This window comes from Pseudoalteromonas sp. Z1A8 (genome assembly GCF_011378855.1).
GTDB lineage: Bacteria > Pseudomonadota > Gammaproteobacteria > Enterobacterales > Alteromonadaceae > Pseudoalteromonas.
The window spans coordinates 23973-48051 of record NZ_WTLB01000005.1 but is presented as its reverse complement, the minus strand read 5'-3'; the positions used below and the strand labels follow the sequence as shown (position 1 = coordinate 48051).

21 protein-coding genes are annotated in these 24079 nt (G+C 40.0%); 14 read left to right on the top strand and 7 right to left on the bottom strand.

The genetic code is table 11. The features are described 5' to 3' along the window. Nucleotides 1-92: 92 nt before the first annotated feature. Entirely contained in the window at nt 93-1043 is a 951-nt protein-coding gene (gene trxB / locus GQR55_RS03485) for a thioredoxin-disulfide reductase (RefSeq protein ID WP_008168643.1), read from the bottom strand. A gap of 298 nt (nt 1044-1341) precedes the next feature. Here trxB and pssA point away from each other — a divergent pair, with 298 nt between their 5' ends. Further along, nucleotides 1342-2667, top strand: coding sequence for a CDP-diacylglycerol--serine O-phosphatidyltransferase (gene pssA, locus GQR55_RS03480; protein WP_166419454.1), 1326 nt, complete (start codon nt 1342-1344; stop codon nt 2665-2667). Nucleotides 2668-2776: 109 nt separating this feature from the next. Here pssA and ald read toward each other — a convergent pair whose 3' ends face one another. Then, nucleotides 2777-3898, bottom strand: coding sequence for an alanine dehydrogenase (gene ald, locus GQR55_RS03475; protein ID WP_165740692.1), 1122 nt, complete (start codon nt 3896-3898; stop codon nt 2777-2779). A 142-nt stretch (nt 3899-4040) separates the two neighbouring features. Between ald and lrp the strand changes: the two genes are divergently transcribed. From lrp to GQR55_RS03425, 10 genes are all read left to right on the top strand, one after another. Then, nucleotides 4041-4520 carry a leucine-responsive transcriptional regulator Lrp gene (gene lrp, locus GQR55_RS03470; RefSeq protein ID WP_033014887.1) on the top strand — a complete coding sequence of 160 codons (480 nt, stop codon included), beginning with the start codon at nt 4041-4043 and terminating at the stop codon, nt 4518-4520. A 213-nt stretch (nt 4521-4733) separates the two neighbouring features. Next, nucleotides 4734-7232, top strand: a complete 2499-nt coding sequence (locus GQR55_RS03465) for a DNA translocase FtsK 4TM domain-containing protein (protein WP_166419453.1) — start codon at nt 4734-4736, stop codon at nt 7230-7232. Continuing rightward, the gene (gene lolA / locus GQR55_RS03460) at nt 7229-7855 is read left to right on the top strand and encodes an outer membrane lipoprotein chaperone LolA (RefSeq protein WP_166419452.1); all 627 of its coding nucleotides are present in this window, start codon (nt 7229-7231) and stop codon (nt 7853-7855) included. The genes GQR55_RS03465 and lolA overlap by 4 nt, the downstream gene beginning before the upstream one ends. After that, complete coding sequence (locus GQR55_RS03455; RefSeq protein WP_166419451.1) at nt 7848-9191, top strand: replication-associated recombination protein A; 1344 nt, start codon at nt 7848-7850, stop codon at nt 9189-9191. The genes lolA and GQR55_RS03455 overlap by 8 nt, the downstream gene beginning before the upstream one ends. Further along, nucleotides 9184-9564, top strand: a complete 381-nt coding sequence (crcB, locus tag GQR55_RS03450; RefSeq protein ID WP_021032117.1) for a fluoride efflux transporter CrcB — start codon at nt 9184-9186, stop codon at nt 9562-9564. The genes GQR55_RS03455 and crcB overlap by 8 nt, the downstream gene beginning before the upstream one ends. Before the next feature lie 9 nt (nt 9565-9573). Continuing rightward, the gene (gene serS / locus GQR55_RS03445; protein ID WP_166419450.1) at nt 9574-10878 is read left to right on the top strand and encodes a serine--tRNA ligase; all 1305 of its coding nucleotides are present in this window, start codon (nt 9574-9576) and stop codon (nt 10876-10878) included. A gap of 172 nt (nt 10879-11050) precedes the next feature. Next, nucleotides 11051-11638 (top strand): hypothetical protein, encoded by a 588-nt coding sequence (locus tag GQR55_RS03440; RefSeq protein WP_166419449.1) that lies wholly within the window; start codon nt 11051-11053, stop codon nt 11636-11638. A 295-nt stretch (nt 11639-11933) separates the two neighbouring features. Continuing rightward, nucleotides 11934-12350, top strand: coding sequence for a plasmid pRiA4b ORF-3 family protein (locus GQR55_RS03435; protein ID WP_166419448.1), 417 nt, complete (start codon nt 11934-11936; stop codon nt 12348-12350). Between the two features lie 480 nt (nt 12351-12830). Beyond that, nucleotides 12831-13274: a hypothetical protein gene (locus tag GQR55_RS03430; RefSeq protein WP_166419447.1), complete on the top strand. Its 444-nt coding sequence runs from the start codon at nt 12831-12833 to the stop codon at nt 13272-13274. A gap of 42 nt (nt 13275-13316) precedes the next feature. Continuing rightward, on the top strand, nt 13317-14291 hold the full coding sequence (locus tag GQR55_RS03425) for a transposase (RefSeq protein WP_166419446.1): 975 nt from the start codon (nt 13317-13319) through the stop codon (nt 14289-14291). Between the two features lie 222 nt (nt 14292-14513). Here GQR55_RS03425 and GQR55_RS03420 read toward each other — a convergent pair whose 3' ends face one another. Then, complete coding sequence (locus GQR55_RS03420) at nt 14514-15704, bottom strand: PQQ-dependent sugar dehydrogenase (RefSeq protein WP_166419445.1); 1191 nt, start codon at nt 15702-15704, stop codon at nt 14514-14516. Here GQR55_RS03420 and GQR55_RS03415 point away from each other — a divergent pair. Then, nucleotides 15689-16141: a hypothetical protein gene (locus GQR55_RS03415; RefSeq protein WP_166419444.1), complete on the top strand. Its 453-nt coding sequence runs from the start codon at nt 15689-15691 to the stop codon at nt 16139-16141. The genes GQR55_RS03420 and GQR55_RS03415 overlap by 16 nt on opposite strands. Nucleotides 16142-16246: 105 nt before the next feature. On the opposite strand, the gene GQR55_RS03410 is transcribed toward GQR55_RS03415, so the two are convergent. Further along, nucleotides 16247-17446 (bottom strand): Nramp family divalent metal transporter, encoded by a 1200-nt coding sequence (locus GQR55_RS03410; RefSeq protein ID WP_166419443.1) that lies wholly within the window; start codon nt 17444-17446, stop codon nt 16247-16249. A gap of 398 nt (nt 17447-17844) precedes the next feature. Then, a complete protein-coding gene (locus GQR55_RS03405; protein WP_166419442.1) occupies nt 17845-19107 on the bottom strand; it encodes a valine--pyruvate transaminase in 1263 nt (420 codons plus the stop codon). Nucleotides 19108-19268: 161 nt separating this feature from the next. Here GQR55_RS03405 and GQR55_RS03400 point away from each other — a divergent pair, with 161 nt between their 5' ends. Further along, nucleotides 19269-19643: a TfoX/Sxy family protein gene (locus GQR55_RS03400; RefSeq protein WP_166419441.1), complete on the top strand. Its 375-nt coding sequence runs from the start codon at nt 19269-19271 to the stop codon at nt 19641-19643. Between the two features lie 8 nt (nt 19644-19651). Here the strand turns inward: GQR55_RS03400 and GQR55_RS03395 are convergent, their stop codons facing one another. Together GQR55_RS03395 and GQR55_RS03390 are read right to left on the bottom strand one after the other, a co-directional pair. Further along, nucleotides 19652-20314, bottom strand: a complete 663-nt coding sequence (locus GQR55_RS03395) for a glutathione S-transferase (RefSeq protein WP_166419440.1) — start codon at nt 20312-20314, stop codon at nt 19652-19654. Between the two features lie 13 nt (nt 20315-20327). Continuing rightward, on the bottom strand, nt 20328-22631 hold the full coding sequence (locus GQR55_RS03390; RefSeq protein WP_166419439.1) for a peptidase U32 family protein: 2304 nt from the start codon (nt 22629-22631) through the stop codon (nt 20328-20330). 296 nt (nt 22632-22927) lie between these two features. On the opposite strand from GQR55_RS03390, the gene GQR55_RS03385 reads away from it, so the two are divergent. Further along, a complete protein-coding gene (locus tag GQR55_RS03385; RefSeq protein ID WP_166419500.1) occupies nt 22928-24037 on the top strand; it encodes an endonuclease/exonuclease/phosphatase family protein in 1110 nt (369 codons plus the stop codon). Nucleotides 24038-24079 lie beyond the last annotated feature (42 nt).

Here is a 24079-nt window from a genome sequence, read left to right as displayed (position 1 = left end):
TACTTATTTTATAATTGATCGTAAAAGTGTAACTATATTTTAGGCATAAAAAAAGGGCTGAATAATCAGCCCCTCTAAATTATTTTGACCGCTTATAGATTATCTAAGAAACGTTCAGCATCAAGTGCAGCCATACAGCCTGTACCCGCTGATGTGATTGCTTGACGGTAAATATGGTCTGACACATCACCTGCAGCAAAAACGCCTTCTACGCTTGTTTGAGTCGCGTTGCCGTGAAGACCAGACTCTACAACTAAGTAGCCATCTTTCATTTCTAGTTGGCCAACAAACATATCTGTATTTGGCTTATGGCCAATAGCAATGAATACGCCTGCTAAATCAAGCTCCTCAGTTGCATCAGAGTGTGCATCTTTAATACGAACGCCTGTTACGCCCATTTGGTCGCCTAGTACTTCGTCAAGCGTGCGGTTGTAATGCATTACAACGTTACCGTTTGCTGCTTTTTCAGCAAGGCGGTCAGCTAGTATTTTTTCACTGCGGAAACTATCACGACGGTGAATAACATGTACTTCATCAGCAATGTTAGATAAGTAAAGCGCTTCTTCAACCGCTGTATTACCACCACCAACAACTGCTACTTTTTGACCTTTATAGAAAAAACCGTCACACGTAGCACACGCCGAAACACCACGGCCTTGGAAATTAGTTTCTGACTCTAAGCCTAAGTATTTAGCAGACGCACCGGTTGCAATGATTAACGCATCACATGTGTAAGTACCTTGGTCGCCAGTTAGTGTGAAAGGGCGCTTAGATACATCTACTTTATTAATGTGATCGAATATGATTTCTGTTTCAAAGCGCTCAGCGTGCTCTTTCATACGATCCATTAACGCAGGGCCTGTTAAACCGTGTGCATCACCAGGCCAGTTTTCAACTTCAGTTGTGGTTGTTAATTGGCCACCTTGTTGAATGCCTGTAATTAAAACAGGGTTTAAATTTGCACGTGCTGCATATACTGCGGCAGTATAACCAGCTGGGCCAGAGCCTAAAATTAGTAGCTTACAATGTTTTGCTTCAGTCATTATTTTTCCTAAACGTTTAATACGGTGTTCAATATGCTCATTAATGCGCTTGATTCTAAGAAAAACAAGGCAGATGTAAACAAAATCCGCGATTATTTTTTTTCTTAAATCGAAAAGCTGTGCAGTATTGTGTACTAGAGTTCTTTGCTTTTACAGTTAAAATGCCTAAGTAGCTCAATAAATAGACTAACAGGCAACAAAACAGCGTTATTTCATGACCCCTTTGATTTTTTTTGTTATGTTTTACCTAATTTTATTTGTCACTGATAGATTATGTGACCTAAGCAAATAGGCAACTATGTTATTTTGGCAGGAAAAACCCGCATTCGGGTTGACTTCAAAAGACGTTAACGTCTTAACCAATGCGCAAGATTACCGAACGCAATTGCTACGCTTGATAGCGAACGCAAAAAAACGAATTTATATTACGGCGTTGTATTTACAAGATGACGAAGCGGGCCGTGAGATTTTAGACGCGCTGCATCGTGTGTCATTGGCAAACCCGGCACTTGAGGTAAAAGTGCTGGTGGATTTTCATCGTGCGCAACGTGGTTTAATTGGCGCAGATAAATCAGACGGCAACGCAAGCTTATACTGTGACGATTTAGAAAAGTTTAAATCGAACGTACAAGTGTATGGCGTACCTGTAAAAGCTAAAGAGCTTTTTGGTGTATTGCATTTAAAAGGTTTTGTAATTGACGACACCTTACTTTACAGCGGTGCAAGCTTAAACAACGTTTACTTGCAATACAACGAGCGCTACAGACTCGATCGTTACTTTTTAATAACGCAGAGCGAACTGTGTGACTCAGTAGTTGATTTTATTGAAACAAAGCTGCTTAGTTCAGTTGCTGTGCCGCGCATAGACACACGACCGCTTAAGCGTTTGCACGACTTTAAGCTTGATCAAAAGCAATTAATGCGTGATTTAAAAGTCGCAAGTTATAACGCAGCAGAGCAGCTAAATACGCAAGCATTAGGTATTCGCTTGTTTTTAGGACTCGGGCGTCGTAATAACGAATTAAATCGTTTAATAAAAGCGTTATTTGATAACACAGAGCAAGAACTTGTGTTGTATACGCCATACTTTAATTTTCCGGCGCCGCTTATGCGATCACTGCGTCGATTATTAAAGCAGGGTAAGCAAGTGACTATTGTTGTAGGCGATAAAACAGCAAATGACTTTTATTTACCGCCAAGCGAGCCGTTTAGTAAAATAGGGGCATTACCTTATTTATACGAAACCATTTTACATAAGTTTGTAAAAACGCAAAAGCGCCATATCGACAACGGTAATTTAAATGTGTATCTGTGGAAAGATGAAAGCAATTCGTTTCATTTAAAAGGTATTTGTTCAGATAGAACAAAACATTTACTGAGCGGGCATAACTTAAATCCGCGTGCATGGGGTCTTGATATCGAAAACGGTATTTTAATAGAAGATCCAGAGCAAACAATTATGGATGCTATTGATAACGAAAAGCAGGAAATTTTACAACACTGCCGACGTTTAACAGGCCCCGATGATTTAGAAACGATGGACGATTACCCGCAGCCAGTTAAAAAATTACTAGGCCAAGCTAAGCGTGTAAAAGTCGATTTTATTATCAAGCGTTTTATCTAATGTGATTGGTATAAATCTAAAATTTAGACACAAAAAAAGCAGCTAATTAGCTGCTTTTTTAATGCTTATACCTAAATAATTACTTAGGTATAAGCGGTAACAATAGTAGTTACGCATTTTCTACTGCAGTGCGTGGGTCAACATATTCCATGTTGAACGCTTCAGCTACTTCTTTGTAAGTTACTTGGCCTTTAATTACGTTTAAGCCTTTTAAGAAGTGAGCGTCATCTAGTAATGCCTTTTTATAACCTTTGTTTGCAAGGTTAATGATGAAAGGCAATGTTGCATTATTAAGTGCAAACGTAGATGTACGAGGAACAGCGCCTGGCATGTTAGCAACACAGTAGTGAACAACTTCATCAACGATGAAAGTAGGATCAGCATGCGTAGTTGCTTTAGAAGTAGCAATACAGCCACCTTGGTCGATTGCAACGTCAACAATTGCAGAACCAGGTTTCATTGCTTTAATGTGTTCAGCAGTTACTAGTTTAGGTGCAGCAGCACCTGGAATTAGTACGCCACCAATTACTAAGTCAGCTTCTAGTACGTGTTTTTCTAGTGCATCAGCAGTTGAGTAAATAGCTTTTACTTTATTACCAAATTGCGCATCTAGTGCACGTAAAACGTCGATATTACGGTCAAGTACTACAACTTCAGCACCCATGCCAACAGCCATAAGTGCAGCACTACGACCAACCATGCCGCCGCCAATTACAACAACTTTAGCAGCTTCAACGCCAGGTACGCCACCTAGTAGCATGCCACGACCGTGGTTAGATTTTTCTAGCGCTTGAGCACCAGCTTGAATAGACATACGACCAGCAACTTCACTCATAGGAGCAAGAAGCGGTAAACCACCGCGAGAGTCAGTTACAGTTTCGTATGCAATACAAATAGCTTTGCTTTTCACAAGGTCTTCAGTTTGTGGAAGATCAGGTGCAAGGTGAAGGTAAGTGAAAAGAATTTGGTCTTCACGTAACATTGCACGTTCAACAGCTTGTGGCTCTTTTACTTTTATAATCATGTCTGCTTTAGCGAAAACGTCAGCAGCAGTTGCTAAAATTTCAGCACCCGCTAGCGTGTAATCTTCGTTAGTAAAACCAATGCCCATACCTGCATCAGTTTCTACAATCACTTGGTGACCGTGGTTTACTAATTCACGAACACTCGCAGGAACCATACCTACACGGTATTCATGGTTTTTAATTTCTTTAGGAACACCAATAATCATAACTTTTGCCTTATTAAGAACGGATTAACATTTTTCACTATTATATTCATCATAAGGGCGTGTGTCTCACCTTTTTTAAAGTCAAATCTAGTGTTATCATCTATATAACAAAAATAAACAGCATAAAAAACTAGTTGGTACTATGCATCAATTATTAGATAGAATTGACCGTAAAATTTTAATGGAATTACAACATGATGGACGCCTTTCAAATGTTGAACTGGCCAGACGAGTTGGCCTAAGCGCCACGCCCTGTCTGGAGCGAGTGAAAAAGCTTGAGCGAGAAGGCTACATCCTTGGCTACAAAGCAGTGGTCGATCCAGCTAAGCTGGGGCAAGGTTTATCGGTGTATGTAGAAGTAACAATTACTAAAACATCTCCCGACGTATTTGATGAGTTTAGTGCGGCCGTTAAAAAGCACGAAGAAATTATAGAATGTCATTTGGTATCGGGTAATTTTGATTTTTTACTTAAAACGCGCGTAAATGATATGTCAGAATATCGTGGTGTATTAGGCGACATATTATTAAAACTGCCTAACGTAAGTGAAAGCCGAACTTATGTAGTAATGGAAGAAGTAAAAGGTGAAGAAGGGGTCATTATCCGCCCTTACATTGCTTAATATTATTTATAGTACAGCTATAATATTGGTTGTTAATTTTTAAGCTAACTAAAATCAATCTTCGAAGATCTAAACATGATGCGCTCAAATTATAAAAACTTGTTCATAATCAGGCCATGAAGGTTAAGATAAAGTGCAACAAATTGCATTTCCTGCTAAGGTATTTGACTGCAAAGCAAGTGCGAATAGAATAATAAAGAGGGATAGGAAACTATGCGCCTAAACGGTGTGCAAAGACTATTAGAAACAGGGCTGATTATCAGCACCTTTATGGCAATATTTATTTTATGTGCCTTAATCAGCTTTGATCCAGCAGATGCTGCATGGTCGCAAACTAGTTTTAGCGAAGTAAGCAACATCACAGGAGCAGCCGGTGCATGGATAGCCGACATTTTATTACTCACCTTTGGTTGGTTGGCCTATTTAGTGCCTGCGGCCATTCAGTTATTTGGTTATTTGTTATTTAAACAGCCTCACCGTATTTTACAGCTTGATTACACCACCTTAGCGCTACGTGTGATTGGTTTTGCTTTATTTATTACTTCAGCGACGGCTATCAGCAGTATAAACTTTGACGATATTTATAACTTTTCATCTGGTGGGGTAGTGGGCGATGTTATTGCATCAGCCATGATGCCTGCATTTAACTTTACCGGTACATCTATATTATTGCTGTGTTTCTTTTTTGCAGGCTTAACATTACTAACCGGCGTATCGTGGGTTGATTTTGTGGATTATCTTGGCGATTTAATGGTTAGGCTTTACCGCTTTATTGTATCGTACGCAAAAGGCTGGATGCACCGAGAACACGCTGCAGGCAAAGTAAATAATAACGATGAAGCTGACGCTCACTTTGAAGACGATATTCATGAGCAAATAGAGCTACCTACATCAGATAAAAAAGCAGATAAACAAAAAGCAATTAATAAACCGCAAACGCCATTTAGCGAGCCACAAATTAGTGATGACTTTATGCCGTTTGATGAGCTTGACGACATACTCGATCAAGAAATTGGCTTTAGCGCCATAGATGACGAGCCAATGGATACAGAAGCTGCATTAAATGCACTAGACCAAAGCCCCGTTATAGAGCCAGAAAAACCAGTCACAACGGTGGTATCGCCAGCTAGGCCAATGCCTAAGCCAAAACCTGCGTATCAACCGCCGCCAACGGCTAAAGAAAAGTTTGAGCAATTACTAACGCAAGAGCCACCACCGGGGCCATTACCGTCGCTTGATTTACTCGACAGACCGGATAAAGCTAAAAACCCTATTTCGCAAGAAGAGCTCGATACAGTATCGCGCCTAGTAGAGACAAAATTACTCGACTTTAACGTTCAAGCTAAAGTTGTTGCTGTATACCCAGGGCCAGTTGTTACACGTTTTGAGCTAGATTTAGCACCCGGTATTAAAGTGTCTAAAATTACAGGTTTGGCTAAAGACTTAGCTCGTTCGCTTTCGGCAATTAGTGTGCGTGTTGTAGAAGTTATACCGGGTAAAACGTATGTAGGTATTGAGCTTCCTAACAAACACCGCGAAATAGTACGTTTGTCAGAGGTAATAAACGCGCCTAAATTTGAGCAAAACCCGTCGCCACTTACCATGGTGTTAGGTAAAGATATTGCCGGTCAGCCTGTATGTGCTGACCTTGGTAAAATGCCACACTTACTTGTTGCCGGTACTACAGGCTCGGGTAAATCAGTGGGCGTTAATGTCATGATAGTAAGCTTGCTGTACAAATCAGGTCCTGACGATGTACGTATGATCATGATTGACCCTAAAATGCTTGAGCTTTCAGTATACGAAGGCATTCCGCATTTATTGTGTGAAGTAGTAACCGACATGAAAGAAGCGGCTAACGCACTGCGTTGGTGTGTAGGCGAAATGGAACGTCGTTATAAATTAATGTCAGCATTAGGTGTGCGTAACTTAAAAGGTTACAACCAAAAAGTGCTTGAAGCCAAAGAAGCGGGTTACCCGATTCTTGATCCATTATTTAAAGACACAGATGGCATGAAAGAAGGCCCAGACGAGCTAGGTAAATTACCAAGTATTGTTGTAGTAATTGACGAATTTGCCGACATGATGATGATTGTAGGTAAAAAAGTAGAAGAGCTAATTGCACGTATTGCCCAAAAAGCACGTGCGGCAGGTATTCACTTAATACTGGCAACTCAGCGCCCATCGGTTGATGTAATTACAGGTTTAATTAAAGCAAATATACCAACACGTATGGCGTTTCAGGTATCAAGTAAAATAGATTCGCGCACCATACTTGATCAACAAGGCGCCGAAAACCTACTGGGTATGGGCGATATGCTTTATTTACCACCAGGTACTAGCGTACCAGAGCGTGTGCATGGCGCGTTTGTAGACGACCATGAAGTACATGCTGTAGTAAACGATTGGAAAGCGCGTGCAAAACCAAATTACGTTGATGAAATACTCAATGGCGATGCAAGCGAGGATATTTTATTACCCGGTGAAGCTAGCGAAAACGCAGACGAAGAAAACGATCCGCTATACGACGAAGCTGTGTCGTTTGTAATCGAAACCGGCAAAGTATCGGTATCGTCAGTACAACGTAAACTACGTGTTGGTTATAACCGAGCAGCACGCTTAGTAGAACAAATGGAAACATCGGGTATCGTGAGTTCACCAGGTCATAACGGCGCTCGCGATGTATTAGTACCTAATGGAGCAAATTCATGAAAAAATTTAACGCCTTATTATTAGTGTTAGGCAGCGTACTTGCTGCACCAAGCTTTGCTGACGACAGCCAAGCATTACAAGACCAACTTGCGACTTTAAAAAGCTTTAAAGCGCAGTTTGCACAAAAAGTAACAGACAAAGAAGGCCAAGCAGTGATGCAAGGCGAGGGCACAATAGCCCTTCAACAGCCAATGATGATCCGCTGGCAGCAAACTAATCCAGACGATACGTTATTTGTATCAAACGGCGATAAAACATATTACTTCGACAGCTTTGCTGAGCAAGTAACGATTATGAAAACCAGCAGCCTAATTGATTCAACACCGTTTGTGCTACTTACATCTAAAGACCCAGCACAGTGGGAAAAATACAGCGTACTTGCAACAAATACAGGCTTTAGCGTAACACCAAATAAAGGCGTAGAAAGCCAAGTAGAACAACTTGATATAGCGTTTGCAGATAACGAACAAGGCCTTGCTAAATTAGTAGTTACCGACAACTCAGGGCAGTTATCGTCATTTACGTTTAACGATGCACAAGTTAATACACAGCTTGATAAAAGCACTTTTGAATTTACGCCTCCTGAAGGTGTTGAAATAGACGATCAGAGTAACGGTGAGTAATTTAGGATTTAATTTTGGGCCCGATGTACGCCCACTTGCCGCGCGTATGCGCCCTACAACGCTTGACGAGTACATTGGTCAACAGCATTTATTAAGTGCTGATAAACCACTGCATCAAGCCATTGTAGCGGGGCGCTGCCATAGTTTAATTTTGTGGGGCCCGCCCGGTGTTGGTAAAACGACACTTGCGCAAATAATTGCCAACCATGCAGATGCCTCACTTATTCAAATGTCGGCGGTAACCGCAGGCGTAAAAGATATACGCGACAGCGTAACGCAAGCGCGAGACAACCTAGAAAGCCGTGGCCAACGCACCCTTATGTTTGTTGACGAAGTGCACCGCTTTAATAAGTCTCAGCAAGATGCTTTTTTACCGCACATTGAAGACGGCACCTTTATATTCGTAGGTGCAACCACCGAAAACCCATCGTTTGCACTTAACAACGCTATATTGTCGCGTGCACGCGTGTATGTTTTAAAATCGCTTGCCGATACCGACTTATACACCGTAATAGAGCGCGCACTTAAAAAAGACGAACAATTAAGCCAAAAACATATAACTATTGCCGACAACGCTAAAAAGGCGTTATGCCAAGCAAGTGGCGGCGATGCGCGCAAAGTACTTAATTTACTTGAACAAGCAGTTGACTTAACAACTGAGCAAAACGGTCAATACAACGTAGACGAGCACGTACTTAGCCAAGTACTGCCCACGCATTTAGCTAAATATGACAAAGGCGGCGATGAGTTTTACGATTTAATCTCAGCCTTTCATAAATCAGTACGTGGCAGCTCTCCTGATGGTGCACTGTATTGGTATTGCCGAATTTTAGCTGGTGGCGGTGACCCTCTATACGTAGCAAGGCGTTTACTTGCCATAGCTACAGAAGACATAGGTAACGCCGATCCGCGCGCAATGGAAGTAGCCTTAAATGCGTGGGATATATTTCAACGTGTTGGGCCAAGCGAAGGCGAACGTGCTATTGCACAAGCCACATTGTATTTAGCCAGTGCACCCAAAAGTAATGCGGTGTATATGGCGTTTAATCAAGCCAAGCAGGATGCTCAAAACGAGCCAAGTTACCCAGTGCCTGAGCACCTGCGTAATGCGCCAACTAACTTAATGAAAGACTTAGGTTACGGCGCCGAGTACCGCTATGCGCATAACGAAGAAGGCGCATTTGCCGCAGGTGAAAAGTACTTACCGCCAGAAATGGAAGGTAAAGAATATTACTTACCGAGCGATCGCGGGCTTGAGCAAAAAATTAAACAAAAACTCGACTACCTAAAAGAGCGCGATGCGCAAAGCCCACTTAAACGGTACGAAAATGATTAAACTTTATATGATGATCGCCCTTGGCGGAGCCTCAGGTGCGTGTTTACGGTTTTTTATTAGCGAAAGCATGCTAAAACTCCTCGGTAGGGGATTCCCTTTTGGCACGTTGACGGTTAATATTCTGGGTTCATTGTTAATGGGCATTTTGTACGGTTTGATAGATAAAGAAATTATCACCGCTAGCCCCGCCAAAACCCTTATCGGTATTGGCTTTTTAGGTGCATTAACCACCTTTTCAACATTTTCAATGGACTCGTTGTTGTTATTACAACAAGGTCACTTTATTAAAATGGCCCTCAATATCATCTTAAACGTGATGGTGTGTATTTTTATGGCTTGGCTGGGCCTTCAGCTAGTAATGCAAAAAGGTTAAAAAACTAACATGTTAGATTCTAAATTTTTACGTCAAGACATCGAACAAACTGCAGCACGTTTAGCTGCGCGCGGTTACGAACTCGATGTAGCGACGGTAACGGCACTTGAAGAAAAACGCAAAACATTACAAGTAAAAACGCAAGAACTTCAAAGTCAACGTAATGCAAGCGCAAAAGCAATTGGTCAAGCCAAAGCAAAAGGCGAAGACGCACAGCCACTACTTGATGCAGTGGCTAACTTAGGCAGCGAGCTTGACGCCGCAAAAACAGAGCAAGATGAAGTATTAGCCGCGATTAACGACATTGCTTTAGCAATTCCAAACTTGCCAGACGAGTCGGTACCTGCCGGTAAAGACGAAGATGACAACGTTGAAGTTTTAACGTGGGGAACACCTAAAAAATTCGATTTTGAAGTAAAAGACCACGTAGATGTAGGGCAAGACCTAAACGGCTTAGACTTTGAAATGGGCGTTAAAATTAGTGGCGCACGCTTTACCGTAATGCGCGGCCAAGTAGCGCGTATGCACCGTGCACTAACGCAATTTATGCTAGATACACACGCAGACAAAAACGGCTACACCGAAATGTATGTACCGTACTTAGTTAATAGTGCAAGCCTTTACGGCACGAGCCAACTACCTAAATTTGCGGGCGATTTATTCCACACATTAGGCCTTGTAAACGATGACGGCGAACAACAAGCCGGCTTTAGCTTAATTCCTACAGCTGAAGTACCGCTTACAAACAGCGCACGCGACGAAATTTACGATGAAAGCGATTTACCAATTCGCTTAGTTGCTCACACGCCGTGTTTTAGAAGTGAAGCAGGCAGCTATGGTCGCGATACACGTGGCTTAATTCGTCAGCATCAGTTTGATAAAGTTGAACTTGTACAACTTGTAAAACCAGAAGACTCAATGGCAACGCTTGAAGAGTTAACAGGTCACGCAGAGCAAATACTACAAGCGCTTGAACTTCCGTACCGTAAAGTAATTTTATGTATGGGCGACATGGGCTTTGGTTCAGCTAAAACATACGATTTAGAAGTATGGTTACCTGCGCAAGATACATACCGCGAAATTTCATCATGTTCAAACATGGCAGATTTTCAGGCGCGTAGAATGCAAGCACGTTTTCGCCGTGAAGGTGTTAAAAAGCCAGAGTTACTACATACACTAAATGGTTCAGGCTTAGCCGTTGGCCGTACACTCGTAGCCATACTAGAAAACTACCAACAAGCCGATGGTACGGTAGTAGTACCAGAAGTATTACGCCCATACATGGGTGGACTTGAAGTGATTGGTAAACAATAATTCGTAGCAAGTAAAACATTAAAATGCCGCGTTATCTAAATGGAAACGCGGCATTTTTCATTCTAGTTATACACTAAAGTTTAATGACTGTTATTAATCTACTATAACCACTTGAAATACACATTACATTAATTTTAAAATATATTATTAACTCGCAAGGGAAACAACGTTAATGTTAAATAGCCATATTACATTTCATACTAAACACGACACACATAAAGAAACACTACTTAAGTTTGTTGCTTTATTGTGCGTACTTATTGCTTATTTTTCGTATATGAGCTGGAAATATGATGCGTCTACAGGCTTTGGTGTTTCAGTACTTACATGGAGCTTTTTTGTTTTATGTACGCCAATTGCGGATGGTGGGTTTATTTTAGCGTTTCCAATAAGGTTATTATTTAAAATTAAAATGGCCTATACACAAATAGTACTTTGGTTTGTTGCGATCGGTATTAATGTGTATATGTATTTTAAAACCCCTGAAATTTATGACTTAACATTCGTAACTCAGTTATTAAAACATATTTTGTCAGAGCCGTACCCCTATTGGAGTATTTTATTGATTAGTGCGCTTGGTACTTTTTTGTCAATTTATTTTGGTGATGAAATGATGGATGTAGCCTCGCATAAAGACAGGGCCAAAGCGCAACGTCATGGATTTAAATACAAAACATTTATGGTGCTTGGTTTAGGTATTTTAACTGTAACGGCTTACTACTTCTTGTTAAGTAGCTTACATATTGCTTTACCTCAATAAATTTATAGGATATATAAACGCAGGATATTTAAAGCAAGCCATTAGGTTTTTAATTGAATCATGGGTTAATTAAATTTAGCACTCATTTTTTTGTAGTTAAGCGGTGTAATCACCGCTCTATATAAAAATCAGGAATAATATGAGTTGCCTATATCATCGATAATAAAAGACAGCCACTCTAAATTTTGTTGGCACAAAAAGTAAGGTTAGTGGCGCAGTATAATTAGTTTAATTAAAATATCCGTCCGTTTAATAGGCTGTTAATTCAATATAGGTAACAAGGGGGAGTCTGGATATGATTGAGACATTAAAGATAAAATTACTTGAAGGTATGCACGCTTATAATGATTGGGAATGTGCTTTGGAAATCCCAATTGACTATAGTTTGGATGAATTACATCAGGCAATTTTGTGTGCTGTAGACTTTGATAATGATCATATGTATGAGTTTTGTATTGGTAACTCTTATTACTCTAGAAACGCGCAACGTATAGCATGCAATGAAGATAAGGTAACCCAGGAAACAATTGATAGCATATTTCCACAAGCTAAGGGTAAAAAGCTCTATTATATGTTTGATTACGGTGATAGCTGGTTGTTTCAAATAAGTAAAAGCAGAAAAAAACGCTTTAGTGAAAAGCCTGATATACTTTATCCTAAAGTGGTACTCGAAAGCGGTATAAAACCGGAACAATACCCTGATTGGGATTGATGGTTTTATCTAATCAGGTAGTTGTAGAGCGTTGTGCTCAACTCGTTTTGACCACCGCTTGTATTCATTAGTATACCTTTCGTTTAACTCATATTATGTTAGTCCACGGTTAAAACTACGTGCTCTAACCTAATATTAATAACGCCAATTACCTTGATGTGACTAAAAAAATAATGGGGTCAGGTCTGAATGGCACTGCATTAAGCGATAACCATATGAATATAAATATTAAAAACTTAAAAACACAGAAGAAGCAGTCAGAAAAAATTATATAATTGATTCACCACAAACCAATATAATAGATCCTGACTGCATGAATTATTTTATCACTGAATCCCCTCAAAACGCATTAACCCCCCCCCTAATTTTATTGATTCAGATTTTCTAAAGATTTTAAAATCAGATCTCATCGCATCGATTATTGAACGCAATATTCCTGCGTATCGTGAACGGATTTTTACGCCAACGGTAATCCTCGCAATGTTTATTAAACAGGCGCTAAATTTTGACCGTTCATGTGTAAGTGTGGTTAATGATTTCATTATTGATAACATTAATGAACTACCAAGGAACATCAGTAAATCAACAGGTTCTTTTTGTCGTAGTCGACAAAAATTACCTTTGAAACTTATTAAGGAATTAGTGCATTACACTGGGAGTGCTATCACAGAAAAAATACATAATAGAAGTGATATTGAGGGAAATATTTACTTAATTGACGGCACAACTTTTACGCTTCCTGACACGATTAAAAATCAAGAAAAATATCCGCAGCAGTTCGCTCAAAAAGCAGGTCTAGGATTTCCAATTTGTCGCTCATTAGGTATTTTTTGCTTAGAAAGTGGGGCTATTATTAATGCAGAAATTGCCCCTTATAACGATAACAGTGACACCCATCCTATTTTTTGCAGTTTAGTGAACTAAGTACTAGGCTTTTATCAGTGTGAAAAATAAGCAGGGTGTCTTATGGCAATTGCAAGAAAGCGCCAAGTAAGTTTGGTTGATACAAAGTACTACCATTGCATATCACGTTACGTACGCCGTGCATTTTTATGTGGGGAAGACCACTTTACAGGTCAATCCTACGAGCATCGTAGAGGCTGGGTTGAAGATAAACTGCTTGAGTTAGCCAAAGTGTTTTGTATTGATGTATGTGCTTATGCTGTTATGAGTAATCACACCCATTTAGTGCTGTATGTTGATGATAAAAAAGCGAATAGGCTAAATGATAAAGCGATTGTTATTCGCTGGCACAAGCTGTGTAAAGGCACTGTACTTACGCAAAAATACATACAGGGTGAAAAGCTAAGTAAAGCTGAACTTATCTTTTTTAATCAAACAGTAAAACAATACCGCGAGCGCCTATCAAGTATTAGCTGGTTTATGCGGTTGTTAAATGAAAACATTGCTCGCAGAGCAAATAAAGAAGATAACTGCACTGGCCGTTTTTGGGAGGGACGATTTACGTCTCAAGCATTATTAGATGAAGCAGCCCTTGCGGCCTGTATGGCGTATGTCGATTTAAACCCCATTAGAGCTAAAATGGCTAACACCCCAGAAGAGTCAGACCATACCAGCATCAAACAGCGTTTAACGTATGCAAAGGATGGCAAGCAACCAAAACAACTACTGCGCTTTGCAGGCATGCCTCGTCAAATTATGCCAAAAGGGCTGCCGTTTGAGCTTAAATCGTACCTTGAACTTGTTGAGCTAACAGGGCGCTGTATACGAGAAGACAAACGTGGTTATATTGAAAGTACACACTTACCCTTACTCGAAAGAGTTAATATCTCCCCAGAAAACTGGTTAAAGCTCACCACACAATTTACGCGTGTATTTCATGGTGCAGTCGGCAGGCCAGCCTCACAAGAAGGTTATTGTGAAAACTTAAACCGAAAGCGGCGAGCGAATATCAGTAACTGCGAAAAGCTACTGGCATAAAACTTAAACTACTCAGTAATAAATCACAACTGCATTATGCAGTCATTTTCATGCGTGTAATTTAGGTTTAACAGTGATAATTGCTTATTAAATGTGTAACGCGCGAGTAAAGATATAAAAAGAGGTGAACTCTTAGCTCAAAAAAGTAAATTTAGTGGCGCTAGATTAGTTTACAATTGGAGTGGCTGTCTAGTTTAATGCGCAGTAAATTTAAAAGCGCACTTATTTTGCCCTAAGCAACATTAGCTTTGCATCTTTCCCATCGGTTAATACCGCTACGTTACCTTTATCAGTTATAAATACATCTCTTAGTCTTCCTGCGGCCTCAGGGAAGACGTGGGACTGCGTAAATTCACCATTGGCCAGATTAACGCTGTAGAGTTTTTTATCGACGAGTGTAGTTATGAGTACATGTTGTTGCAGTGAAGGGAAAGCGGCATGTTTAGAACCATAATACGCCATGCCTGATGGGGCGATTGATGGCGTCCAATTGACACTTGGTTTTTGCATGCCTTTATATTCGGTAAATGGTGAAATACGCGCTTGCGAATAATCTTTGCCATAGGTGATTACCGGCCAGCCGTAATTAGTCCCAGCGGTTAAGTAGTTTAGCTCGTCACCGCCTGCAGGGCCATGCTCGTGGCTTACAATTTGCTGCGTATCGTAATCATAAACTAAGCCTTGCGGGTTACGATGACCGAGCGAATAAACAGCATGTGCATTTAGGTTTTTGTGATTAATAAATGGGTTGTCTGTTGGAATGGTGCCATCTAGGTTTATACGTAATATTTTACCAAGTTGGCTGGTAATAACCTGTGCTTGCTCTCTAAAGTCAAACCCATCGCCCGTTGAAACTAATAACGTATTATCGGGTAGTACAAGGGTGCGGCCAGCGTAATGTTGTGGTGTGTTTTTATTAGTCGCTATTTTATAAATAACGTAAGGCTTTGAAAAGTCAGTGCCATTAAACGTGGCTTTGGCAACAACCAGCCTGTTTGCGCTTGCATCACCTTGGGCGTAGGTAAAAATAACTTCTTTGGAGTCGTTATAATCTGGCGATAATACAATATCGAGTAAACCACCTTGGCCTGCAACGTATAAGCCCTCAAGGTTTAATTTTACTCTTGATTGCGCGTTGTTTTTAACTATCACTACGTGGCCATCACGCTCTGTAATTAACCATGTGCCGTTTTGTAGTTCAACCATGCTCCACGGAGACTGTAATTGAGTAGCCAGTGTTTTTGTACTGTATTGCTCCTTTGGTAACGTAGCGCCTGCATTAACAGAAAACGCAAAAAGCGAAAGCAGAGTAAAAAAAGAGATACATTGTTTACGGGGCAAGCCTTTGCTAGCATGGCTAATATAAGAAAAAAGCTTTATTTTAAGTTGAGATAACCATGTCGTTTTTAACACGTATATTGCCTTCATTTTTAGTTTCTTGGTTACTTACATTCACACTTGCTAGCTTGTTTCATAGCCAATACGTTGTCAATCAATTAGTTAATGTAGGTGTGGTGGTAGCCTTTAGCGATCGCGTTAGTTTAACGCTTGATGATTGGCTCGGCTTATTACCTACCTACGGCGCTATTATTGCTGTTGCACTTGCCATCGCTTTTTTTGTTACCGTAAAGCTTAATAAAAAGGTTCAAAAATACAGTACTCAGCTATTTGTTATTGCTGGCATTGTGGCATTTACTATTGTGTTAATTGCCATTGAATCAATTATGAATATTCATATTATAGCGGGTGCAAGAGGCTGGGGTTTTTATTTGCAGCTGCTTGCAGGCGCGGTAGGTGGTTATGCGTTTTCACAATTAATAAAGGTAACTAACAACCAAAAAGCGTGTTAGATGTATGAATGTGAATACGGCTTATACGTTATTTTGATGATTAACAAATAAAAGCCGCTGTTTATTATAAACAGTGGCTTTTAAATATGATTTTTTAGAATTTAATTAAAAAATTAAACTAATTAGTTTGTAGCTACTTAGCCCAAAAATTAGGATTAAAACGGGTAGGGTGACTAGGTTTAAAACCACAGAGTTTGTGTAGTTGCCCATAACGCCTTTTTGATTAACCAGCCATACAAGGTAAGTACTAACAATAGGGAGTAATAACCCGTTAGCCGCTTGCGCAAATATAATTACCGCTACAGGGTCTAAACCGAGTGAGGCAACCGCAGCACCAAACAATAAAATAACAATAGCAACGCCTTTGAAGCGTGCGTTACTCATATCGTTTGACCAACCTAACATGCCACACACAGCATAAGCACCCGCAAGTGGCGCTGTAATGGCGCTTGTTAAACCTGCTGCAAACAAGCCAATAGCAAAAAAGTAATGAGCGGCATCGCCAAGCAATGGCTCTAGCTGTACGGCCATGTTAGCAGCACTAATTTGCCCCGCATCTGTGCCATAAAATGCAACCGATGCAGTAGATAAAATAGCGAGCGTGATCACACCGCCTAAGGTGATTGATAGGCCTGTATCAACATTTGTTTGTTTGATCACTTTTTCCATATCGCTGTTACTGTCGTGTCTAGCAGCGAGCACGCCGGAGTGTAAAAATAAGTTGTACGGCACAATGGTAGTGCCAACTAAAGCGAGTATGGTTGTAATAGAACCCTCAGGCATACTAGGAATAAAACCTGAAAATACATCACTGAGCGAGGGAGCAGCCATTACAAGTGTTGAGATAAACACTAAGCTCATTAAAATAACGAGTAGAATTAGCGCGTTTTCAACCACTTTATGTTTGCCGCTATACAATAAAGCAGCACTTAAAAAAGCAATAAGTGGTGTCCATATTTGAGAGCTAACTTGAGGGAATATTTCAATTAGGCCCATGCTAGCGCCACTTAAGTTACCCGCTTCATAAGCTGCACTGCCCACGCCAATGGCGCTAATAACTAAAAATATAGCCAAAGATTTAAATAAGGGCGTTTGAATATGTGCTCTGAGCGCTTGAGCTAAATCTTGCCCGGTAGCAACGCCAAGGCGCGCCGCCATAGATTGTAATAATATAGTGGCAATTACTGAAAACAGTAATGTCCATATAAGTGCAAAACCAAAGTTTGCACCTGCCACGCTGGCAGTAGTAATGGTCCCTGGTCCAATGAAGGCAGCGGTGACGAGTAGTCCTGGTCCTAATCGCATAATTGACCTTAATAGTGCTATTGCACGTTTTTATTTAAAGTTACATCCAACGTTTAAAAACGATATTTATACGCGATGCCTGTTGTGTCATTGCTGCCACTTAAATTAAGTGCCTTGCAGCGACAATCGCCTTTTGGCAGGTTCTCTTTTAACAAGCATATGTTAAAAAAGGTCGCGTAGGATACCAATTTATATATAAATTTAAAGGGGATACAGTGCGTTTGGATAAAGTTTAAGCTAAAAGTGGGTATGAGTAAGTGTTACAAGCTAAGGTTTAAAGTTAAAATAACGCTTACTGCACAAACAAGCAGAGTATTAAATGCAGTAAATTTTAAACGAATATATAAGCCAATCGAGTTAAGTAGGTGATGCCGATATTAATATCAGCATCAGTGTATTTACTTTATTAGCGATTTAATCACTTCTAAGCCTTTTTTTAGTGTATTGGCATCAGTAGCATAGTTAATACGAATACACTCGTGTTTGTGTGGCCAGCTGTCGTCAATGCCAATAAAAAAGTTGTGCCCAGGAATTACATACACATCTTGAGCTTTAAGTTCTTGATACAACACTTCGCTGGTTATTTTTGCATCTTTAAACCATAGCCACATAAAAAAGGCACCTTCAACTTTGTGCAAATAAACAGGCAGTTCGGAAAATACTTCATTAAACAACTCAATCGCTATTTGTGCTTTATTACGATAAAAAGGCAACACGACATTACGGCAAAGTGGAAGTAGTTCACCGTCGTTAATTAAGCGCGTCACTAAGCTTGGGCCAATACTGTTTGGCGATAACACCATACTGCCATTTACGCGCCCGATGGCTTTAATAATCTCATTATTGGCAACTACAATACCGGTACGTAAACCCGGTAATCCTAATTTTGAAAGTGACATGCATAATATAATGTTTGAGTTCCAGGTTAGGTTTGCATCGGTATAAATACAGCCAGGAAAAGGGTCGCCATAGGCATTATCAATAATAAGCGGTATAGCGTACTTATGTGCAAGCGCATCCAAATGGCGTACTTCTTCATCGGTAATTACGTTGCCGGTAGGGTTTGTAGGGCGTGATACACAAAGTGCACTAATACTACTGTCGGTTGCTAATACGTTTTCAACTGCGTCAAAATCAATCACATATTTAAATTGTTTTGAGCCATTTTCAGTATTTAGAATTTCGATATCTGGTTTTATGGCAACAAACATATCATCCGATAAACCTTGGTCGGCATAACCTATGTATTCTGGCGCAAGGGGAAATAAAATCTTTTTGTGGCTGCCATCAGGCATTTCGCCTGCCAGCATATTAAACAACACAAAAAAGTTAGCTTGGCTGCCATTGCCAAGTGCTACGTTATCGGCACTAATATCCCATGCATATTCTTTACTTAGCTGGCCCGCTAATGCTGCTCTAAACTCGTCGTTACCGGTTGGGCCGTCGTAAAGGCCAAATACTTGCGATACTTTATTACTAGCAACTAGCTTTTGTAATTCAGCTAAAAACACATCATTTACTTGTGGTACTAATGCGGGGTTACCGCCACCCAGCATAACAATATTAGGATTGTTGCTGTTTTTAGCACCGCCTAAGTCTTCCATTAACTGAGTAATGCCGTTGGGCTGTGTAAATTTAGTGCCAAAGTTTGAGTAGTTCATAATACCTGTTTTACGCTAGTAACGGGGAGGGCAGTATAGCGTAAATTATGTGCTTAAATTGCATGTTGAGAATAATTCACGGCATTGTTTTATTGTGTACAAGGCCATTTATTTTAAGCATTGTTATACTGTCCTTTAAATCATAAAAAGATTATTTAAACATGGCATTTGATCGCGGTTTAGAAGAAAGGCTTTACGAGTACTTTGAGAGTCGTGACGATTTAAAGGTCAAAAAAATGTTTGGCGGTTTATGCTTTTTACTCTCAGATCGTATGTGCTGCGCTATTATCGACGATAAATTAATGGTGCGCACGGGCGCTGATAATTATGAGCATTGTTTAGCTAAACCTCATGCAACTAAAATGGACTTTACGGGTACGGCCATAAAAACCATGGTATATGTAATGCCTGAGGGGTTTGAGTCAGATACAGATTTAGCTCAGTGGCTTGCCATTGGTAGTGACTTTGTTGATTCATTACCGCCAAAAAAGGCAAAAGTAAAAAAGGTTAAAGTCGCAAAGCAAATTTCTGTTTAAACAAAAAGTTACTTTTTATTTTTAACGCCGTATAAAAATTCTTCGCCGCAGTCCATATACAAATCAAATTTGGTCATTACTTTGGTAAACATCGGGGCGTGCAAAAATTCGTTTAACCACGCGCGTATGTGTGCGTATTCGCTTTGTAAGTACCAGTGTTTATCTACGCGAGCAAACTGTCTAATAAACGGCAGTAGAGCATAATCGGCTAGGCTTTTTTCATCGCCCATTAGGTATTTATGTGTGGCTAGTTTTGCTTCAAATTGCTTAATAAACTCTTCGCAGACTTTTTGGTAATAAATTTGTGCCATGTCTTTTGTACGGGCATAAAACTTGTACTTTTCAAGCACTGGTTTAAATTGCGTGTCGTTTAGCTTAATTAACTCAAGCATACGCTCAAGTGCTAATGAGTCTTGAGTATGCAGTAAATTATGCGGATCGTTTTGTTTTAAAGCCCAGAGCATTATATCGAGGCTTTCATCTATTACGTGACCATCAGGTAATAATAAAACTGGCACTGTACCTTTTGGCGATATTTGCAAAAGATGCGGTGGTTTGTTTTTGGTTTTAATAGCGCGTAGTAGCACTTGTTGCTCTGCCATTAAAATACCCATTCGTGCACGCATTGCGTATGGGCAGTGTTGTAATGAATATAATAATGGCAATGTCATGTTATTGCATACCTTAACTGTTTAAGCCTTCAACATATTGCTGACGTGTTTTTACTTTTACCATGTGATTTAATTGATCAGCTGCTTGTGTTTGCCCGCTAATTAAATCTTGGAAATGGGCGAGTAACACGGCTTTATCTAGCTTTTCTTTATCGCCTGAGCCAATGTCAGTTAAATCAATCATGAACTCGTCAAACTTATCGGCGTAATCGGTCACAATATCCATATTTAAAAATTGCTCATGATTATAAATGCTTGGGTAGCCGCCTTTTTGTTTATCAATGGCAAAGCTAATGCCTTTAACATTGGTAACGGTTGTTTCTTTTTTACAGCTCAGCATACAGCTGGCATCAATACGTGGTTTTTTACAGCCAACGGTTTGCTGGAAAAAACACTGGCGGCTAGTCATCATTAGTATTGGATGATAAATGCTGTACATCATTTTAAAGTTGTCAGGGCGTTTAATACTGCGCATTTGCTGCTTGTTTATTTCGTTTGAAATAAACGCGCCTTTAGCATTTAAATCCTCTTGTAGCGTTAATAACGCATAAGAGTTTGTAGTATTTAACAACGGGCCTGCAATCCAGTCAATGCCCATTTGGACTGCTTTGTATGCCACGCCTGTGTTATTACTAATAATAAGTTTAGGTTTTGCCACTTCTAATAAACGCACGGCTTCGTCAAAGTCTTTACCAATTAACACGGCTGGAAACCACGGAATTAACTGTGGGTGCTCTAAAAATACATTTATGTATTTATCGTTATCGGTTCTAAAGCTTTCAGGCAATTTAAAGTAAACGTCACCGTCAGTTAAATTACATAAGTGAACGTCTTTTATATCCGATATTAAAACAGAGAGCGTCGTTTTATTTTCGGCTTTTTCGTGATTCACTAGCTTAGGTAGTTCAACAGGGGCTATAACGTCTTTGCCTTCGTTTAATAAAAATGCTACCTGCTTTTTAATACGCGCTAGCTCTTTAAACGGAATGCTTAAGTTGTCGCCGAGGTTTGAGTAATCCATATTTTTAATTTCAAAATTGGCATTACTAAATGTTTTAAAGCGCTTATCAATGGCAGCAATATCAACTACTGATTTATCAGCGGTATGCATAACCATTTGCGATTGCACTTCAAAGCGCTGAGGTTGCTCAGTGTTTATATTCGCGCTTTCATTTATTAACGAACTATCGTTTTTATCATTAATAACCAGCGTTACAGTAAATGGCTGGTTTAACTGTCCTGAAAATTCAAAACGAAGCTCACGCTTTGAAATATCTAAAAACTCAATTTTCTTTTTAACTAATGAATCAATTTCACTTTTTTGGGTAGAAAGCTCTTGTTGCGCATCGTAAATTTGTACAACCGAAATAGCGTTACTTTTTTCGTTTGCGTGATCAAAGCTATGGTCGCGCGGATTGTCGGTAAACATGTTTTTGGTCATGTCGCCGGTTAAAAACTTATTAGTAAAATTACGATTAAATACTTTATACAAGCTAGAATCGTCTTCAATTAAGTTACCTGTTTGTACAAAGGTATCTATTTGTTTGCGCCAGCTATCAATCACTGTGTGTACGTAGTTAGCGCCTTTAATACGGCCTTCTACTTTTAACGAGTCAACGCCTGCGGCTACTAGCTCTGGTAGGTCGAAATAAGCTGAATTGTCTTTTAAGTTTAATGGGTGTTTGTTACCCATGGCCGTTGGCTCGTATTCGTCACGACATGCTTGCGAGCAACGACCACGGTTGCCCGAGTTGCCCACACTGACCGAGCTTGAATAACATTGCCCCGAAAATGCAATACATAAAGCGCCGTGCACAAACACTTCGGTTAATACATCGCATTTGTGTGCTACGTCGGTCAGTATTTTAATTTCAGTTAAGTTAAGCTCGCGCGATAAATTTACGCGTGTAGCGCCAATGCGCGCTAAAAACTCAACTTGTGATTCGTTATGTGTAGTTAACTGAGTTGATGCGTGAATATGCAAAGTAGGGAAGTGTTTTTTAACAATATTGAACAACCCTAAATCTTGCACAATAATGCCATCGAGCGTGGTATTTACTAGCTGGTTTAACAGCTTAAATAGCGCACCCATCTCGTGCTCTAGTATAACTACGTTTAGCGTTAAAAATATTTCACATCCGTATTCATGCGCTAAGCGCAGTGCGCCGTTAAGCTCATCAAACGAAAGATTAGACGCTCGGTTACGTGCATTAAAGGTATCTAACCCACAATAAACCGCATTAGCACCGGCTACAATGGCGGCTTTTACCGCGTTTACATCACCGCCTGGGGCTAATAGTTCAATCTTTCTACTCATTACAACTTCACTTTGCTCATATTTAATTGTCGCGGATTTTATCTGTTTAGGCGCGTTAATGCTATTTATTGAGGGATATAAAAAATACATAATTGAAAGACTGTATAAAATTGTGATTAAGCTGGCTGATTTATTACGTAAACATGTAATAAAATGATAGTTTATAAGCAAGCTAGTCTTTCAACTTTACTTAGGCGATACCCATCAGTAATCAAAATATTAAACAGTTAAATACAGATTTAAACGCTCAAGAAGCTGCAATTACCAACACTCACCTAAAAATAGCCACATTTAACCTGTTTAACTACCTTGAGCCGCCCAATGCATATTATGAGTTTGAGAAAATTTATACCGCGCAACAGTGGGCTAAAAAGCAGCGATGGATTATTGATTACTTAATAGAGCATACCCCTGACGTGATTGGTTTTCAGGAAGTGTTTAGTATTGATTCGTTAAAAGAGTTAATGGGTGAGCAGGGTTATGATTACTTTGCAGTAGTTGATGAGCCCGAGGTGATTGACGACTTTATTTATAAACGCCCTGTAGTGGCAATTGCCTCTAAATACCCGATAGTTGAAGTGGCGTCGGTTGAGCACGATAGCGAGCTTGCAAGTGCGCTTGGCCTTAATAGTGAGTTTACTTTTAGTCGCAAGGTATTAAGAGCGACCGTTACTTTGCCGCACATAGGCAATACTGATTGTTATGTGGTGCATTTTAAATCTAAGCGCCCAATGATTAATGTTGATGAGCACAATAAAGAGCTTACACCCGAGAAAAACATAATAGAGATTTTAAAAGCGAATGTAGCGGGAGGGTGGGGTTCAACTATTCAGCGTGGCAGTGAAGCTACATTGCTAATGATACAAATGATTGCTCGGCGTGAAGCGACGCAGCAACCGATGGTATTAATGGGAGACTTTAATAATGAACTTGCGGATGGCGTATTAAGTCATTTACTTACAAATACGCTGCGTTTTGCTCCCGCGTTTGATGCTAAAACTTACCTTGCTAAATATTGCTTAAATGATTCGTGGGATTTGTTTGTTAAGTCGCAGCTAAGCAATGATGAAGTTACTAGCGACGATCTAATAACAAACGATGAACAAAGTGATTGTGATAGCAATAATAGTGAAGTTGTTGATTTAGCAGACAAAAGCCAAATAAAGAATACAAAAATAACAAAGGCAGCACCGTTGAGGCCGCCTACACATTACTACGGCACTAGCAGCTCTGTACTTGATTACATTTTATTGTCGTGTGAGTTTGACGCCAGTTACGATGACAGCTTTTTTGAAGTAAGCGCTTATAACACTTACGACAGGCACTTAATCAACCCCGAGTACGAGCGTGATGATTTAACTACCGACCATGGTGTTGTGTTAGTTACGCTTAAATTGAGATCATGAACGGTCTTTTATGTATGAATTAACACTAAACCTTGTTTATGG

Bases quoted from the DNA above. Each gene is read 5' to 3' on its own strand.
- trxB (WP_008168643.1), bottom strand. From the start codon at position 1,043: ATGACTGAAGCAAAACATTGTAAGCTACTAATTTTAGGCTCTGGCCCA.
- pssA (WP_166419454.1), top strand. From the start codon at position 1,342: ATGTTATTTTGGCAGGAAAAACCCGCATTCGGGTTGACTTCAAAAGAC.
- ald (WP_165740692.1), bottom strand. From the start codon at position 3,898: ATGATTATTGGTGTTCCTAAAGAAATTAAAAACCATGAATACCGTGTA.
- lrp (WP_033014887.1), top strand. From the start codon at position 4,041: ATGCATCAATTATTAGATAGAATTGACCGTAAAATTTTAATGGAATTA.
- GQR55_RS03465 (WP_166419453.1), top strand. From the start codon at position 4,734: ATGCGCCTAAACGGTGTGCAAAGACTATTAGAAACAGGGCTGATTATC.
- lolA (WP_166419452.1), top strand. From the start codon at position 7,229: ATGAAAAAATTTAACGCCTTATTATTAGTGTTAGGCAGCGTACTTGCT.
- crcB (WP_021032117.1), top strand. From the start codon at position 9,184: ATGATTAAACTTTATATGATGATCGCCCTTGGCGGAGCCTCAGGTGCG.
- serS (WP_166419450.1), top strand. From the start codon at position 9,574: ATGTTAGATTCTAAATTTTTACGTCAAGACATCGAACAAACTGCAGCA.
- GQR55_RS03440 (WP_166419449.1), top strand. From the start codon at position 11,051: ATGTTAAATAGCCATATTACATTTCATACTAAACACGACACACATAAA.
- GQR55_RS03435 (WP_166419448.1), top strand. From the start codon at position 11,934: ATGATTGAGACATTAAAGATAAAATTACTTGAAGGTATGCACGCTTAT.
- GQR55_RS03430 (WP_166419447.1), top strand. From the start codon at position 12,831: ATGTTTATTAAACAGGCGCTAAATTTTGACCGTTCATGTGTAAGTGTG.
- GQR55_RS03425 (WP_166419446.1), top strand. From the start codon at position 13,317: ATGGCAATTGCAAGAAAGCGCCAAGTAAGTTTGGTTGATACAAAGTAC.
- GQR55_RS03415 (WP_166419444.1), top strand. From the start codon at position 15,689: ATGTCGTTTTTAACACGTATATTGCCTTCATTTTTAGTTTCTTGGTTA.
- GQR55_RS03410 (WP_166419443.1), bottom strand. From the start codon at position 17,446: ATGCGATTAGGACCAGGACTACTCGTCACCGCTGCCTTCATTGGACCA.
- GQR55_RS03405 (WP_166419442.1), bottom strand. From the start codon at position 19,107: ATGAACTACTCAAACTTTGGCACTAAATTTACACAGCCCAACGGCATT.
- GQR55_RS03400 (WP_166419441.1), top strand. From the start codon at position 19,269: ATGGCATTTGATCGCGGTTTAGAAGAAAGGCTTTACGAGTACTTTGAG.
- GQR55_RS03395 (WP_166419440.1), bottom strand. From the start codon at position 20,314: ATGACATTGCCATTATTATATTCATTACAACACTGCCCATACGCAATG.
- GQR55_RS03390 (WP_166419439.1), bottom strand. From the start codon at position 22,631: ATGAGTAGAAAGATTGAACTATTAGCCCCAGGCGGTGATGTAAACGCG.